Here is a 14,167-nt window from a genome sequence, read left to right on the forward strand (position 1 = left end):
GGTCGTCGTCGAGGGCCGCAGGCTGAAGACGATGGATCTGGGCGAGATCATCAGAAGGCATGGGGAGCTGGCGGCGGACCTGCTGGAGAGACGAAAGAATTATATTTCAAAGAAGAATTAGAAGAGGTGCCCAAAAATGAAGGTTAAATTTGAAGTTCAAAGGTCTCATCTCATAATGGGTTTATTGAATGTTGCAGCGATCATCGGAGCTGTCATCGTTGTGGTTGCTATTTCATCAGTTGTGTCGGGGGTGGATCTGGGGAGAAGTTTTTCCACCTTTTTAACATATACGGTTGGGTCTCCATCAGGAATTTTGTATGTCCTTAAAAGAACCACACCACTTATTCTGGCATCCTTGGGACTTGCTATCGCTTTCAAGTCAGGATTTTGGAACATCGGAGCTGAAGGACAGATAGCTATTGGGGCAATTGCGACGACCGGCACCTGCCTTTTCTTGGGTCTACCTAATGCGATTGCCGTTGCGGTCGCTTTTGCTTTGAGTTTCATTTTTGCTGGCGTCTATAGCGGAGTCTCCGGTTTCCTGAAGGTAAAATGGGATGTTAACGATATCGTGGTAACTATGATGATGAACTTTATCGCCTTAGCCCTGTTCCATTACCTCATCTCAGGACCATGGTTCTGGCAGCAGGCGGGTTCCGTTGGTCTTTACTCTCGCACTGCACCAATCCCTGAGGGAATGAGATTTCCTTTTATTTCCCCACCATTGAGTTCAGCCTTCATAATGGCAATAATCTTTGTTTTCATTGTTTACTTCTTGCTCAAAAAGAGCGTCTTTGGTTATCAGCTCAGAGTGGTTGGAGATAATCCTATGACGGCGCTGTGTCAGGGCATTCATGTAGGAAGAATTCTCACTTTGGGCGCAATAATAAGCGGTGGACTTTGTGGTCTGGCTGGCATGTCTTTAGTATTGGGTGAATTTTTCCGGATGCAGGCAGGCATTACTGGAAATTATGGATTTTTTGCCATACCAATTGCTATCTTTTGTCGAAATGAGCCCATTCTAATACCATTTGGGTCATTTTTAGTCGCGGTTATCATTGAGGGGACGTTGTCGTTGACAACTCTAGGGATGCCTTCTGCGCTTTCAGAAGTTCTGCTCGGTATACTTTTCTTGGTCGTTTTCTTCCCTGAGCTAGTCGGATGGATTAAAAAGAGGAGGAAGAAAGCATGATAGATGTGATTAGTTCTGTACTTTCCTACTTTCCAGTCATAGGTTTGGCCGCGCTCGGTGGCCTGATTGGGCAGAAGGCGGGCGTCTACAACATTGCTGTAGAAGGAATAATGATGGCAGGAGCGGTGGGTGGTCTTTTTGGGTACTTTGTTTCAGGATCGCTCTGGATTGGACTTTTAGTGGGATTTTTATGGGGGGTATTCTTTGGAGTGTTGTTATCGTTGCTGACAGTTAATTGGAGATTGAATCAGATAGTTATTGGATTTACTCTTTGGTTCCTTGCCGAGGGACTTGGAAAATTCTTATATCCTATCCTTCTGCCGGGCTCCTTCAAGGTACCAGAGAGATTTGGATATCTATTTGGTTTCGACCATGTTTTCTACCTGACGATAGCGCTGTTTATCGCAGTTTTTGTTATCTTTAAGTGGACTAGGCAAGGGCTAGCAATTCATGTGGCAGGGGAGAGCCCCGATGTCGGTGATATCGCAGGAATAAACATATTTCGGGTGAGGTGGATATGTAATATCATTGGCGCCGGTTTAATGGGCATGGCTGGAGCCTATCTGGCAGACCATGTACTCCAAGGCTACAATTATACCATGATAGCCGGTTATGGATGGGTCGCTTTTGCAATCGTTCTTTTTGGAAGATTTTCCCCAACAGGCGTCTTGCTCGGTTCGCTGTTCTTTTCCTCACTTATAGGAATTCAGACTAGGCTTCAGGTTGCAGGAGCTTTATTTTTGCCGAGCGAGTTCATGGTTGTTATACCCCACATTGGCGTGGTTTTGGTGCTGGCGATTATAGGAATTCTTGGTAAAAAATCTGGCATACCTTCGGCGCTAGGAGTCCCATACAAACGAGAGTAATGAGGGCTCTTTATGGTCGGGTCAAGTTGCCCCATGGGCTTTGCAGGTAAAGTTTTGAAGGTTAATTTGAGTTCTAGGGAAATAAAAATAGAAGATCTTCCTCGTGAGGCGATTAGGTTTATCGGTGGCAGCGGACTGGCGACTTGGTTTATATCGAAAATGGTTGATCCTTTAATAGACCCATTAAATGAAAAAAACGTAATTGTTTTTTGTGTAGGTCCAGTAACGGGAACTTCCATACCGATGTCAAGCCGTTATGTGGTTGCTTCCAAGTCGCCGCTAAACGGTACGCTTGGGGATGCAGACGCGGGTGGTTTTTGGGGTCCAGAGCTGAAATCTGCCGGATTTGATGCGATTTTAGTTACTGGAAAGTCGACAAAACCGGTTTTTCTTTGGATTTGCGATGGTGAAGCTGAATTGAAGGATGCCCGTGACCTGTGGGGGCTTGATCATCAAAAAACTGAGGAGGAGGTAAAGAGGATTTGTGGGGATTGCAGATTGCTTTCCATAGGTCCGGCGGGCGAGAATTTGGTGAAATTTTCAGTAATTTCAAACGATGGTGGCAGGATCGCGGGCAGAAGTGGGCTGGGGGCGGTTTTGGGTTCAAAGGGTTTGAAAGCAATTGTGGTTAAAGGCGAGCAGAGATACTCTCCAACCCAAGACATCGTGGATCTGGCTAAGGAGATCATAGGGTACTTGCTCGAAAGGGATGGCATCAAAAGGCTTTCCAAATTTGGTACTGGATCTTTTCTGGAGAATCATCTGGCGAGAGGAAATCTCCCTCTGAAAAATTGGGGACAGGATGAATGGTCGGAGGAGTCGGCAAAGAGAATTTCCTCCAACAGGTTGTCTAATTGGGTAAAGATGAAGATGGGCGCCTGTAAGTACTGTCCGGTCGGATGTGAGAAGAGGATAGAATATGATGGTGTTGAAGAAAAGGGCCCCGAATATGAGACGATAGCCGCCTTGGGGTCGTTGTGCCTAGTCGATGATCCAATGACAATTATAAAGGCAAACAGAGCTTGCAACTTGCTCGGGATTGACACCATCGAGACTGGGACGTTAATGGCATTTCTCATGGAATGCTTTGAAAGAAAAATTTTATCTCAGGAGAAGGTTGGCGTCTCGCTATATTGGGGCAGTGGAGATAGTTTCCCCGAGCTGGTCGAGATGATAGCATTTAGGCATGGGTTTGGAAACATTCTTGCCGAGGGCTTGAAAAGGGCTGCTGAGTTGATTGGCGGTGATGCTCCAAACTTCGCGATGCATGTTAAGGGCGCGCCGATATGCATGCATGACCCTAGAGTTCAACAGGATAAGGGGCTGAACTATGCTACCCTGCCTTCTGGAGCTTATCACGGCAAGGGTGGAAGCAATTTTGTGGGTCTTCCGAGGTCTGAAAGCTTGGCTGGGGAGCTGGTAAAAAGGCAGAACTTTGCGGAGATAATCGACAGTTTGGTTATGTGCTCCTTCGCGTTTGAGTTCTGGGCCGGAGGTTTGCCTGTTGATTTCATACCAAGAATTTTGAAAACAGTTTCTGGTTTGGACCTGAAATTAGATGATTTAGATAGAATAGGTGGCGAAATATTCGGTATGAAAGTAGCCTTCGCCAGAAAGTCGCTGGGCAGGGATAAAATAGGCGATCCTCTTCCTGAGAGATTTAAGAAAGTTCCACGGGTCAGGGGAGGTATAGCTTTTACCTTTCAGGCAGAGAATCTTTTAGAAGAGTATTACAAATGTAGAAGTTCCTAGTGTTTCGACAGATAGCTGCCATCTTAATATATCTAATGTTCAATAAGATGGGTTGTTTAGACGCCGTACTTTTTTGACATCCTTTATTTATGGCTTGGCGACGACCCTACCCACAACTTTCTTTTCCTTCATTTGATTAAGTACTTCAGGAATTTCGTCGAGTTTCACCGTTTTTGAGACGACCGGACTTATTTTTTTCTTGCGAGCAAGTTCCACAACATCGATTAAATTCTGGTGAGTATATGAAACAGATCCAATTATTCTGAACTCGCCGACTACGAGTGACAGCGGGTTTATTTCCAGCAGGTCCTTTGTATAACCGATGATCACATAGCGGCCCATCTTGGCCAGACTGTTGAAGGCATTTTCCATGGTTTTCTTCAACCCTACCAGTTCTAGGGCCACGTTGACGCCCTTGCCGCCAGTCATTCTTTTTATCTCTTCATTGACGTTGGGCTTTGTCCCGTCGATCACTCCGTCAGCTCCCATCTCTTCAGCCATTTTAAGTTTCTCCTTGGAAACATCAACAACGAAAACTTTAGCACCCAGATGTTTCGCCACCTGAAAGGCGCTAGTACCTAGACCGCCAAATCCATTTATCAACAAACTTTCTCCAGCTTCTAGCTTGGCTTGATCGGTTAATCCGTGGTAGACCGATCCTACTGCGCACGGCAGTACAGCCGCCTTTTCAAATGGTACTTCTTTTGGAAGCTTTACCAGAGTCCGCTCGACAGTTTTCACGTATTCAGCATATCCGCCATCAATGGTGAACCCATGCTGGTCTAAGTCGTTGCATAAGTTTTGCATGCCCCTTTTGCAGTATTCACACTTTCCGCAGCTTTTATTGTTGTTTATGACGACCCGGTCACCTTTCTTAAAGTTTTTCACCTTTTTCCCCACTTCTTCTATTTCTCCAGCTATTTCATGTCCCAAGGTTATTGGTAGAGTGCCTTTCCAAGGTACTAAGGTGCCGTCCAAAAAGTGCAGGTCGGTATGGCAAACTCCAGCGGCTTTAACTTTTACTAGGACTTCATCTTCAGTAATTTTTGGTTTTTCCACATCTTCAATTTTTAGGGGCTTATTTGGGCCATAATATCTTACCGCTTTCATAAATCTCGCTAATTGTTTAAGTTATCAGTTAATAAGTCTAGTGGGAAGTTAAGGGTCCAGCAATAAACTTTTTCTAATTAATCGACCCAAATTTTTCAAAAATAATCTATTTCTGAATGAAGTTGCTAAAAGAAAAAAATAATAATTGATTTTTGGGCTTTAATCTACCCATTCTGTTTTTTCCGGAACCACGAGTTTGCCGCTAATGATGTCCTGTTTCAACTGTTCTGCGAACTCTTTGACTTCTTCAGTGACCATATTGCCCCATGTGGGGAAGCCCAGAGATCCATCCTCCAGAGTTAGATAGACTTCAACGTGTTGGGCTCTAAAGTTCTGCCAGTTTCCGCTTACTATCGCGTTCACTACCTTGTCTAATGGTTTTGTCCAGTCCCAGATAGAGCACGCAATAAGCGTGTCTGGGTAATATTGCACCATGTCAATGTACTCTTGGAATGTGTACATTCCCCTAACAGCTGCTTCCAAAGTTGCTGCGAAGTCATCTTGGTTCACAAAAACGATATCGATGCCCGCTTCGTGGAAACTGGCTATCGTATCTCTAGCCTTTGCTGGATCAGAGTAGGAGTTCATGTCCACCCGAGTAACTGTGATGGCTGGGTTCACGTAGTGGGCGCCGTCCCTCCATGGGTTCGCCACGGTCCGGTTAGCTCTTGGGCCAGGTATCGCAATGATGAGTCCAAGTTTGTTGGTTTTCGTCAATTTTGCCGCCACGGCACCTGCAATGAAGTGCGGCTGATGAACGTTTGCCGCGTTGAGGCATATCATGTTGTTTGGAATAGTCAGCCCCGAGTCAGCTATTGGCCCTGCTTCCCACTCTTGTATGAAGTAAACGTCTGGGTGTCTTGCAGCAACATTGAGTGCAGCTTCCATGAACTCATCAGTTTCAATATAGACAATGTCATAAGTAGATGCCGCCTGTTCTATCACGCTCTCAACGTTCTGTATACCGGTTTCTTCAATCCAGGTATACGAGATACCGTATTTTCCCGCCACTGTTTCCACAGCCTTTGCGTGGCTAGGCGACCAGCTGCCCTCATCGTGGTGCCACCACATCACGACTCCCATAGTAAGCTTTGAAGGTGCGGTGGGTGTTGCTGTACCCGTTACTGTTTTTGTCACCGTTACTGTTTGTCCGGGTGCTTGGGGTGCCATTGCATATAGTGCTCCAGCGCCAATTACCAGACCAATGACCAAACCGAGTACAATGGCTATAGATGTCGATATTCCTTTATTTTCCATTTTTTCACCTTTTAATCAAAAACTAGATTTGCGCCTTTTTATCTCTTTAGGTTAGCCGAGATTATAGATTTTTTTTAGTTCAGTTGGGAATTTTTTATTGGCTTTTGTGGTCGTTAACCTTGGGATTGGTTTAAGGCGATGTGTCGTTTTAAGATTTTAATATTTCAGACCACCCGGGAAGTTCTTCGCACTTCTTCCTGAGACTGGGGAATCTATCTATCTTGGCGTGGGGAAAGTACATAGCGGAGATAAATTCATCGTTAAATTCGGGGGCAATCGTCAACTCTAGGTAGCGGGTATTTCTTGCGATAGCTTCAGCGTCCTCCCTTTTTTCTCTTGAGATTAGTGCCTGTTTTGCACCCATGCCCGCCGCGTTGCCAACCGATTTTACTTTGCTCAAGGGTATGTCAGGATAAAGTCCAATTACTTTGGCGCTCAGCTTATCAATGTAAGTTCCAAAAGCCCCGGCTAGATAAACTCTATCTATGTTTTTTTCCTCCACTTGTCTTCTTTTCATCAATATTTTTGCCCCACTGTACAAAGCCGCCTTGGCCAACTGGATTTCCCGGATGTCTCGTTGTGTTATTACTATATCGCCAATTCCTTTCTCAGTCTCATTTTCCCAAACCAGCACGAACTCCAGCATATTTTGATTTCTTCTAATCCTTGGACTTTCAATTGCCGGGTTTATGTTTCCGTTTCTCAGTACCACGCCAGCTAGAAACATCTGGGCCACCGCGTCCACAATTCCCGAGCCACATATACCTTTTGGAGGTAGATTGTCGATGGTGCTGTATTCAACTTCCAAGGTGTCGGGTTTTATACTGACTTTTTCGATTGCTCCCGGTTCCCCACGCATGCCGTGTTTCAGGTGTGCACCTTCAAACGCGGGGCCGGCAGCAGTAGAACAGACCTCGATGTAGTCCTTGTTGCCCAGCATGATTTCTCCATTCGTACCGATGTCGGTCGCCAGCGTCATCTCTGACTCCTTGTAAATGTCGGTTGAAAGGATCACACCAACAGTGTCAGCGCCAACAAAACCAGCGATTACGGGAAGAACGTGGACGTTGGCGTTTGGATTAGTTTTAAGGCCTAGTTCACGGGCCTTTACATCAACTCCCCTTCTTAATACAGGCGTGAACGGCGAGAGGGCTAAAAACTTAGGATTCAGTTTTAGAAAGAGGTGGTGCATTGCCGTATTGCCGACGATGGTGATCTCATAGATTTCTTCTTTTTTCACGTTGGCCTTTGAACAGGCTTCATCAATTATTTTGTTCAGACCATCAATTATTGCTCGGTTTATCCTTTCTAGGCCATCTTCGTTTTGAATGCAATAAGTTATTCTGGTTACCACATCCTCGCCGTATGGAATTTGTGGATTCAGGATCGACCCAACGCTCACCAACTTTCCATCATTGAGATCGATTAGGTATCCCACCACGGTTGTTGTTCCTATGTCCACAGCCAGACCATATTTTCTTTTAGAAGTATCTCCGCTTTCTATTGAAATTATCTCTTTGTCGTTCCAGATCGTGACCGTGCAATTCCAGTTTCCTTTTCTCAACACCTCCGGTAGCTCTCTGAATATTTTGTAGTCCGTTTCAACAAAATCAACGTTGTTCGCCTTCAGTCCCTCTAAAATCCTTTCTAGGTCAGGTTTAGGGTCGCTTAAAGTTGGTTGCGGCAACTCAACAAAGTATTTTTTAATTAATGGATTAAACTTCAGCTCCTTTTCCAGACCCTCCACCAATATTTTCTGGGCTCCAAGTCGACTTTCTATCGGAACGGTAACAACAATCCGTTCGTCTGTGTCCGTTATTTTTTCTATCTTAGTCATGCAGGCAAGACGGTAGCCCCGGTCAAGAAGTTCCTGTGAGAATTTTCCGATTTTTACTAAATTTAGTTCTTCCTTGGTTATCTTGTTTAGATTCCCTGCTCCAGCCTCGACAATAATCCGGCACTTTCCACACGTTCCCTTACCACCACATACTGATTCTAGCGTGATTCCAACTTTTTTCGCAGCCTCCAAGATACTAATACCAGCACCAACTTCAATGCTTTTTCCATCAGGCAGGAAAACTACTTTTACACATTGCATGTGAATCATCTGAATGTTTTAGTTATCATTGTTTTTTCTTAGAATTAATATTATCCTATTGTTCAGAGTAAAAATTTTTTCCAATCGCCCGTTTATTTTTCGAAGCAGAAATCGCTACGTTTTTAACCCTCATGCTGATAGAAGTGATGGGGAAAAGTTGAAAATCGCTTCTGCCCGAGGCCAGAGTGATCCGGGGGTGGCCCCGAAAATTAAACTGGAAAAGGTAAAACCGGGAGAGGTCATTCTTGAGATGCGGGGGATCACCAAGCGTTTTCCCGGCGTCCTCGCCAATGATCATGTAGATTTCGAGATAAGGGCCGGTGAGATTCACGCCCTTTTGGGTGAAAACGGCGCGGGAAAGACGACCCTGATGAATATTCTGTACGGCCTTTATCAGCCCGATGAGGGCCAGATACTGATTCGTGGCAAGCCGGTGACCATCAGATCGCCTAAGGACGCTATCGATTTGGGTATCGGGATGATTCACCAGCACTTTATGCTTGTTGATCCCCTGACGGTCACTGAGAACGTTATTCTTGGCCTCAGGTCGTCTAAGGAGCCGTTGCTTGATCTAGACGTTGCTGAAAAGAGGATCATCGAGCTTTCAAAGAGATATGGCCTTAAAGTTGACCCCAAGGCCCGGATCGAGCAGCTTTCTGTGGGTGAGAGGCAGCGCGTCGAAATAATCAAGGCACTTTACCGGGGGGCCCAGATCCTTATTCTGGACGAGCCCACGGCGGTGTTGACACCTCCGGAAGTGAAGGAGCTGATGAAGATGATGAAGAAGATGGCTAAGGAGGGACTGGCCGTGATACCGTTTATAACCCACAAGCTGCCAGAGGTGATGGAGGTAAGCGATCGCGTCACAGTGCTCAGACGAGGAAGAGTCGTGGGCACCATTCCGACTAAGCGCACCAACAAGAGCGACTTGGCTAAGAAGATGGTAGGGAGGCAGATTTACTTTGGCGCCAAAAGAAAAAAAGTAAAGCCGGGTAAGGTAGTTATTTCGGTTAAGGATCTTGAAGCCTTGAATGATAAGGGCCTTCCGGCATTAAAGAAAGTTTCCTTTGAGATTCATGAGCGGGAAATACTCGGAATTGCTGGGGTTTCGGGCAATGGTCAGAGAGAGCTTGCTGAGGTCATAACAGGTTTGAGAAAAGCTACCGGCGGAAAAGTTGTAATTCTGGGCAAAGACGTCACCAACAAATCACCGAAGGAAATAACCAGCCAAGGCGTCGGCCACATTCCAGAGGATCGCGTTGGCACTGGTCTGGTGATGAACTTCACAGTCGCCGAGAACCTCATTTTGGGGTCGCAATCGGAGCCGCCCTTCGTGAATCGTTGGTTTTTGCCCTTCAACAAAAAATGGTTCTTGGATAAAAATGAGATAAACAAGTATGCGGATCAGTTAATAAAGGAGTACGATATAAAAACTCCGAGCCGGGACACACCCGCTCGAAATCTGTCTGGCGGTAACCTCCAAAAGCTGATTCTCGCCCGGGAGCTTTCTAGGAGGCCCAAGCTCTTGATAGCCAACCAGCCCACGCGCGGGCTCGACGTCGGTGCCACAGAGTTCATCCAGTCAAAGCTAGAGGAGCAAAAGGAGAAAGGGACGGCGATCCTGTTGATTTCCGAGGATCTGGATGAGATCATGTCCTTGAGCGATCGCATTGCCGTAATTTATGAGGGAGAGATAGTCGGCATAGTCCCTGCTGAGAAGGCCAAGATCAAGGATATAGGTCTGATGATGGCCGGAGTAAAAAAAGCTTCCGTTAAGACCAAAGGTTAAGTTGTCAGCCAAAATTGGATGTTAAACTGTAGCAGGATCTAACAGCAGGTAGCTGATTTTAAATCGGTGGAAAAAACTTAAATGTAAAAGAAATATGTCTCATCGGGTGTATATGTGAAGGGTAGAGACATAATCTCTGCGTTTGATTTCACGAGAGAGGACTTTATGCACCTCTTCAATGACGCCAAGATTTGTGAAAGGAAAAAAACTCTCAGAATAGCTGAGGACAAAATGGCAATAACCGTTTTTTTGGAACCATCGACCAGAACTAGACTCAGCTTCACCGCCGCCATGTTGAAAATAGGCGGCAAGGTCATGGATTTCGGCAGTATTGAGGCCTCGGCGCTGATGAAAGGGGAAAGCTTTGAGGACACTATAAGGATGATTGATGGATACGATCCCGATGTAATTATCATAAGACATAAGGTCGAGGGATCGGCCAAGATGGCTGCCGACATCGCCGAACATCCAGTGATAAACGGCGGAGACGGCATGCATGAACATCCGACTCAAGCACTGACGGATCTTTACACCATGTACAAGACTTTTGGCAAAATTGACGGCTTGAGAGTTGGTCTTCTCGGCGATTTAAAACACGGCCGAACCTTGAGCAGTCTTAGCTATGCCCTCTCAATGTTTAACGGAGTCAAGCTGTATTGCATCGCCCCACCAATCCTTCAGATGAGGCCTGAAGTGGTTGAAAAAGTCAAGGGTAAAATGCCCTGCAAGTTTTATAATTCTCTGGAAGAGCTGGATGAAGAGATCGATGTGCTATATGTTACTCGGGTTCAGAAAGAAAGATTTACTGATTTGCAGGAATATGAACGGGTCAAGGGAAGCTATATAGTAACACCAACACTGCTTTCCAAACTCAAGAAAATCCCGATAGTTATGCATCCACTGCCTAGAGTGAATGAGATAACTACTGATGTGGATACCATGCCCCAAGCGAAGTACTTTGAGCAAGCGACAAATGGCATGTATGTGAGGATGGCTCTTTTAGCTGCCGTGATGGGTCTCAAAATCCCATCCGATTAGTTCTGGTGTTGTTTTGCCCGTCGATTTACTGTTGAACAACGGCACCATTGTTACTCCTCGTGGCGAGTTCAGGGCCGCGATAGCGGTTGATGAGGGGAAAATAGTTGCGATAGGTTCTGCATCGGCAATGCCTCGAGCGGAAAAAGTTTTGGATCTTAATGGACTCCATGTGCTGCCGGGTTTTGTAGATGCACATGTCCACATGAGGGAGCCCGGCATGACCTACAAGGAGGATTTCCTGAGCGGGACCAGCGCCGCAGCCGCTGGTGGCGTGACGACGGTATTTGAAATGCCCAACACCCTACCGCTAGTGACTAATGAAAAAGTTTTATTGGAAAAAGCTTCTTTACTTAAGGACAAAGCTTACGTGGATTTTTGCCTTTACGGATTGATCATTGAGAACAACATACAGGAACTGGCGGGAATGGCTAAGGCAGGGGCCATCGGTTTCAAACTTCTCTTGGCCGAGGTTACCGGCGGTGTCCCTAGGCCGAGCAATGGTCTAATTTTTGAGTCCTTTAAAGAGCTGGCCAAGATCGGCCTTCCCGTTTCAGTTCATGCCGAGGACAAGAATATAACTCAATATTACACGGAAAAGCTGAAGGCAACAACTAAGGAACCAATAGCGCACTGCTTGGCAAGACCACCTATAGCTGAGGAAGAAGGAATTCACTTGCTGGCTTTGTTTGCCGCACAAGCCGGGAACAAAGTCCACTTAGTCCACACCAGTTGCGGCACACACTTGATAAAAGCGGCTAAGGCTACTGGCGCGAAAATAACGGCCGAAACTTGTCCGCAGTACTTGGTCTTCAGCGAGGAGGACATGCAAGTTAAAGGTTCGGTTCTGAAGATAAATCCTCCAGTAAGGAACAAGGCCTTGGTTCAAAGACTCATCGAAGCCGTTAATGATGGAACCATTGATACCATCGGATCCGACCATGCCCCGCATTCGGTTGAGGAAAAAACTAAAGAGAGCATATGGGAGGCCTCTTCAGGCTGTATCGGTGTCGAGACAATGGTTCCGGTGATGCTCACCTTAGTTAACAGAGGCTTGATTAAGTTCAGCCGGCTCGTGGAATTGGGTGCGGAAAACCCAGCGAGGATCTTCGGACTTTATCCCAAAAAGGGTGTCATCATGGTGGGCTCCGACGCTGACTTTACAGTAGTCGATATGAAAAGGGAAAAAATAATAAAAGCGGAAGAACTTCACAGCAAGCAAAAGATCACACCTTTTGATGGCTTCCAAGTTCAAGGGGTCCCGGTTTATACCATTCTCCGGGGGGAAATAGTTGCTGAGCGAGGAGAGGTTTTGGACGGGCCTAAGGGCAGATTTGTTAGACCTTAGTTGACTTGAAGCGCATTATTCAAATTTAGTTAAGGATATATGCGGGAAACTTTAATTTCAGTTGAGGTGGATGGATGAAGCCCAAGGAAGCGTATGACCGTACCCTAGAATTGCTGCAAAAGCACCATGAATGGTTCAAGTCGTCGATACCATTGATAGCCAGCGAAAATGTCACGAGTCCGGCCGTCAGAGAGGCATTAATTTGTGATTTTCAACACCGCTACGCGGAAGGCTGGCCTGGGGAGCGAGTTTACGCTGGTTGCGTCTATATTGATCAGGTTGAAATTATTGCTATGGAGCTGGCTCGAGAACTTTTCAAGGCCGAGCATGCCAATGTCCAACCGGTTTCGGGACTTACTGCTAATCTCGCGGCCTTTACAGCTTTGACTGATCCAGGCGATACGATGATGTGCCTTTCTGTTGCGTCAGGAGGGCACATTAGTATGGCAAAGAAAAAGTTCGGCGGCACCGCGGGTGCGGTTCACGGTTTGGAAATCGAATATCTGCCGCTAGATGAAAAGCGGATGAATATTGATGTTGAAGCTGCCACAAAGAAGATAGTTGAGGTGAAACCGAAGCTGGTTACTTTTGGTGGTAGCGTTTTTCTTTTCCCCCACCCAGTTAAAGAGCTGAGCAAGGTCGCCAAAGAGTGTGGCGCGCATGTCATGTACGACGCGGCGCATGTGGCCGGACTGATAGCCGGTGGTCAGTTTCAGGATCCCCTCCGTGAGGGTGCCGAGGTCATGACCTGCAGCACTCACAAGACGCTCCCCGGACCCCAACACGGAATGATCCTGTGCACCAAAGAGCTGGCGGAATCAATAAACAAAGCAGTTTTTCCAGGAATTGTCAGCAACCATCACCTGCACTCAGTTGCGGCTTTGGCTGTCGCCTTGGCCGAGATGCTTGAGTTTGGAAGAGAGTACACAGCACAGATAGTAAGAAACGCAAAGGCGCTGGGGAAGGCGCTGTATGATCAGGGTCTGGCGGTCCTGTGCCCGGAACTGGGGTTCACGCAGTCACACATCTTGGTTGTTGATGTCACAAAGTATGGTGATGGCGGCACTTTAGAGAAAAAACTTGAGAACGCTAACATAATTCTGAACAGGAACCTGCTGCCGTGGGACCCAAGAGAAGGGCGCCACTACAAGAATCCGGGCGGCATCAGACTTGGTACTTCTGAAGTCACAAGGTTGGGGATGAAAGAGGGCGAAATGAAGCAAATAGCTGAGTTTATTAGGAGAATTATCATCGACAATGAAGACCCACAAGAGGTGGCAAGAGAAGTCGCCGAATTTAGAAAGGAGTTTCAGAAAGTGCACTATTGTTTTGAGTCAGCGACCGAAGCTTATGAATACATAAAGATAAGATAATTGCTCTGTTTTTGTTTTTAAATTTTTAACAGTATTTTCCTTCTTTCCCCACACCTTATTTTCGACTCTTTTCTTGTGTTTCCACTCCAGCAGGGGAAAGGAATAAGTAGTTTTGGCGGAAATCGAGATTACAAAGGCTGTTTTTCAAATAGACCTGTAAAATCTCAAAAAATAAAAATTAGATTACTTTCGGCGACCCCTCCCCGCTAATTCCCATAAAAAAGCAGCTGGACCTTTTTATCAGGTGTTATTATGCTCCTGTTCAGCAACGGAGCCGAAAGAAGCCTCAATCCATTTGAAGTTATATTAACCCCAATTGTGAAAAAAGTTGCACTTAAAATTAGTAA

At 46.1% G+C, this 14,167-nt stretch carries 10 protein-coding genes; 7 read left to right on the plus strand and 3 right to left on the minus strand.

Annotation, left to right across the window (positions count from 1 at the left end):
- The first annotated feature begins 136 nt into the window (after nucleotides 1-136).
- From QXT02_RS02330 to QXT02_RS02340, 3 genes are read left to right on the plus strand one after another with little or no spacing between them, the layout of a single operon-like run.
- Nucleotides 137-1,192 (plus strand): ABC transporter permease, encoded by a 1,056-nt coding sequence (locus QXT02_RS02330; RefSeq protein WP_342811718.1) that lies wholly within the window; start codon nucleotides 137-139, stop codon nucleotides 1,190-1,192.
- Entirely contained in the window at nucleotides 1,189-2,058 is an 870-nt protein-coding gene (locus QXT02_RS02335; RefSeq protein ID WP_342811719.1) for an ABC transporter permease, read from the plus strand. Before QXT02_RS02330 ends, QXT02_RS02335 begins: the two co-directional genes overlap by 4 nt.
- A 12-nt stretch (nucleotides 2,059-2,070) precedes the next feature.
- The gene (locus tag QXT02_RS02340; RefSeq protein ID WP_342811720.1) at nucleotides 2,071-3,810 is read left to right on the plus strand and encodes an aldehyde ferredoxin oxidoreductase family protein; all 1,740 of its coding nucleotides are present in this window, start codon (nucleotides 2,071-2,073) and stop codon (nucleotides 3,808-3,810) included.
- Nucleotides 3,811-3,897: 87 nt separating this feature from the next.
- On the opposite strand, the gene QXT02_RS02345 is transcribed toward QXT02_RS02340, so the two are convergent.
- The 3 genes from QXT02_RS02345 to QXT02_RS02355 all read right to left on the minus strand — a co-directional run bounded on the left by QXT02_RS02345 (nucleotide 3,898) and on the right by QXT02_RS02355 (nucleotide 8,275).
- Nucleotides 3,898-4,920 carry an alcohol dehydrogenase catalytic domain-containing protein gene (locus QXT02_RS02345; protein WP_342811721.1) on the minus strand — a complete coding sequence of 341 codons (1,023 nt, stop codon included), beginning with the start codon at nucleotides 4,918-4,920 and terminating at the stop codon, nucleotides 3,898-3,900.
- A 159-nt stretch (nucleotides 4,921-5,079) separates the two neighbouring features.
- Nucleotides 5,080-6,177 (minus strand): BMP family lipoprotein, encoded by a 1,098-nt coding sequence (locus QXT02_RS02350; RefSeq protein WP_342811722.1) that lies wholly within the window; start codon nucleotides 6,175-6,177, stop codon nucleotides 5,080-5,082.
- Between the two features lie 148 nt (nucleotides 6,178-6,325).
- Nucleotides 6,326-8,275 (minus strand): ASKHA domain-containing protein, encoded by a 1,950-nt coding sequence (locus QXT02_RS02355; RefSeq protein WP_342811723.1) that lies wholly within the window; start codon nucleotides 8,273-8,275, stop codon nucleotides 6,326-6,328.
- Nucleotides 8,276-8,525: 250 nt separating this feature from the next.
- Here QXT02_RS02355 and QXT02_RS02360 point away from each other — a divergent pair, with 250 nt between their 5' ends.
- The 4 genes from QXT02_RS02360 (at nucleotide 8,526) to glyA (ending at nucleotide 13,820) form a co-directional block, all read left to right on the plus strand.
- Nucleotides 8,526-10,064, plus strand: coding sequence for an ABC transporter ATP-binding protein (locus QXT02_RS02360; RefSeq protein WP_404980421.1), 1,539 nt, complete (start codon nucleotides 8,526-8,528; stop codon nucleotides 10,062-10,064).
- A gap of 114 nt (nucleotides 10,065-10,178) precedes the next feature.
- Entirely contained in the window at nucleotides 10,179-11,102 is a 924-nt protein-coding gene (pyrB, locus tag QXT02_RS02365) for an aspartate carbamoyltransferase (RefSeq protein WP_342811725.1), read from the plus strand.
- Between the two features lie 13 nt (nucleotides 11,103-11,115).
- Nucleotides 11,116-12,447, plus strand: a complete 1,332-nt coding sequence (gene allB / locus QXT02_RS02370; RefSeq protein ID WP_342811726.1) for an allantoinase AllB — start codon at nucleotides 11,116-11,118, stop codon at nucleotides 12,445-12,447.
- A gap of 74 nt (nucleotides 12,448-12,521) precedes the next feature.
- Nucleotides 12,522-13,820 (plus strand): serine hydroxymethyltransferase, encoded by a 1,299-nt coding sequence (gene glyA, locus QXT02_RS02375; RefSeq protein WP_342811727.1) that lies wholly within the window; start codon nucleotides 12,522-12,524, stop codon nucleotides 13,818-13,820.
- The last annotated feature ends 347 nt before the right edge of the window (nucleotides 13,821-14,167 follow it).

The organism is Hadarchaeum sp. (SeqCode), from assembly GCF_038871235.1.
Lineage (GTDB): Archaea > Hadarchaeota > Hadarchaeia > Hadarchaeales > Hadarchaeaceae > Hadarchaeum.

Bases quoted from the DNA above. Each gene is read 5' to 3' on its own strand.
- QXT02_RS02330 (WP_342811718.1), top strand. From the start codon at position 137: ATGAAGGTTAAATTTGAAGTTCAAAGGTCTCATCTCATAATGGGTTTA.
- glyA (WP_342811727.1), top strand. From the start codon at position 12,522: ATGAAGCCCAAGGAAGCGTATGACCGTACCCTAGAATTGCTGCAAAAG.
- QXT02_RS02355 (WP_342811723.1), bottom strand. From the start codon at position 8,275: ATGCAATGTGTAAAAGTAGTTTTCCTGCCTGATGGAAAAAGCATTGAA.
- QXT02_RS02360 (WP_404980421.1), top strand. From the start codon at position 8,526: ATGCGGGGGATCACCAAGCGTTTTCCCGGCGTCCTCGCCAATGATCAT.
- QXT02_RS02335 (WP_342811719.1), top strand. From the start codon at position 1,189: ATGATAGATGTGATTAGTTCTGTACTTTCCTACTTTCCAGTCATAGGT.
- QXT02_RS02340 (WP_342811720.1), top strand. From the start codon at position 2,071: ATGGTCGGGTCAAGTTGCCCCATGGGCTTTGCAGGTAAAGTTTTGAAG.
- QXT02_RS02350 (WP_342811722.1), bottom strand. From the start codon at position 6,177: ATGGAAAATAAAGGAATATCGACATCTATAGCCATTGTACTCGGTTTG.
- QXT02_RS02345 (WP_342811721.1), bottom strand. From the start codon at position 4,920: ATGAAAGCGGTAAGATATTATGGCCCAAATAAGCCCCTAAAAATTGAA.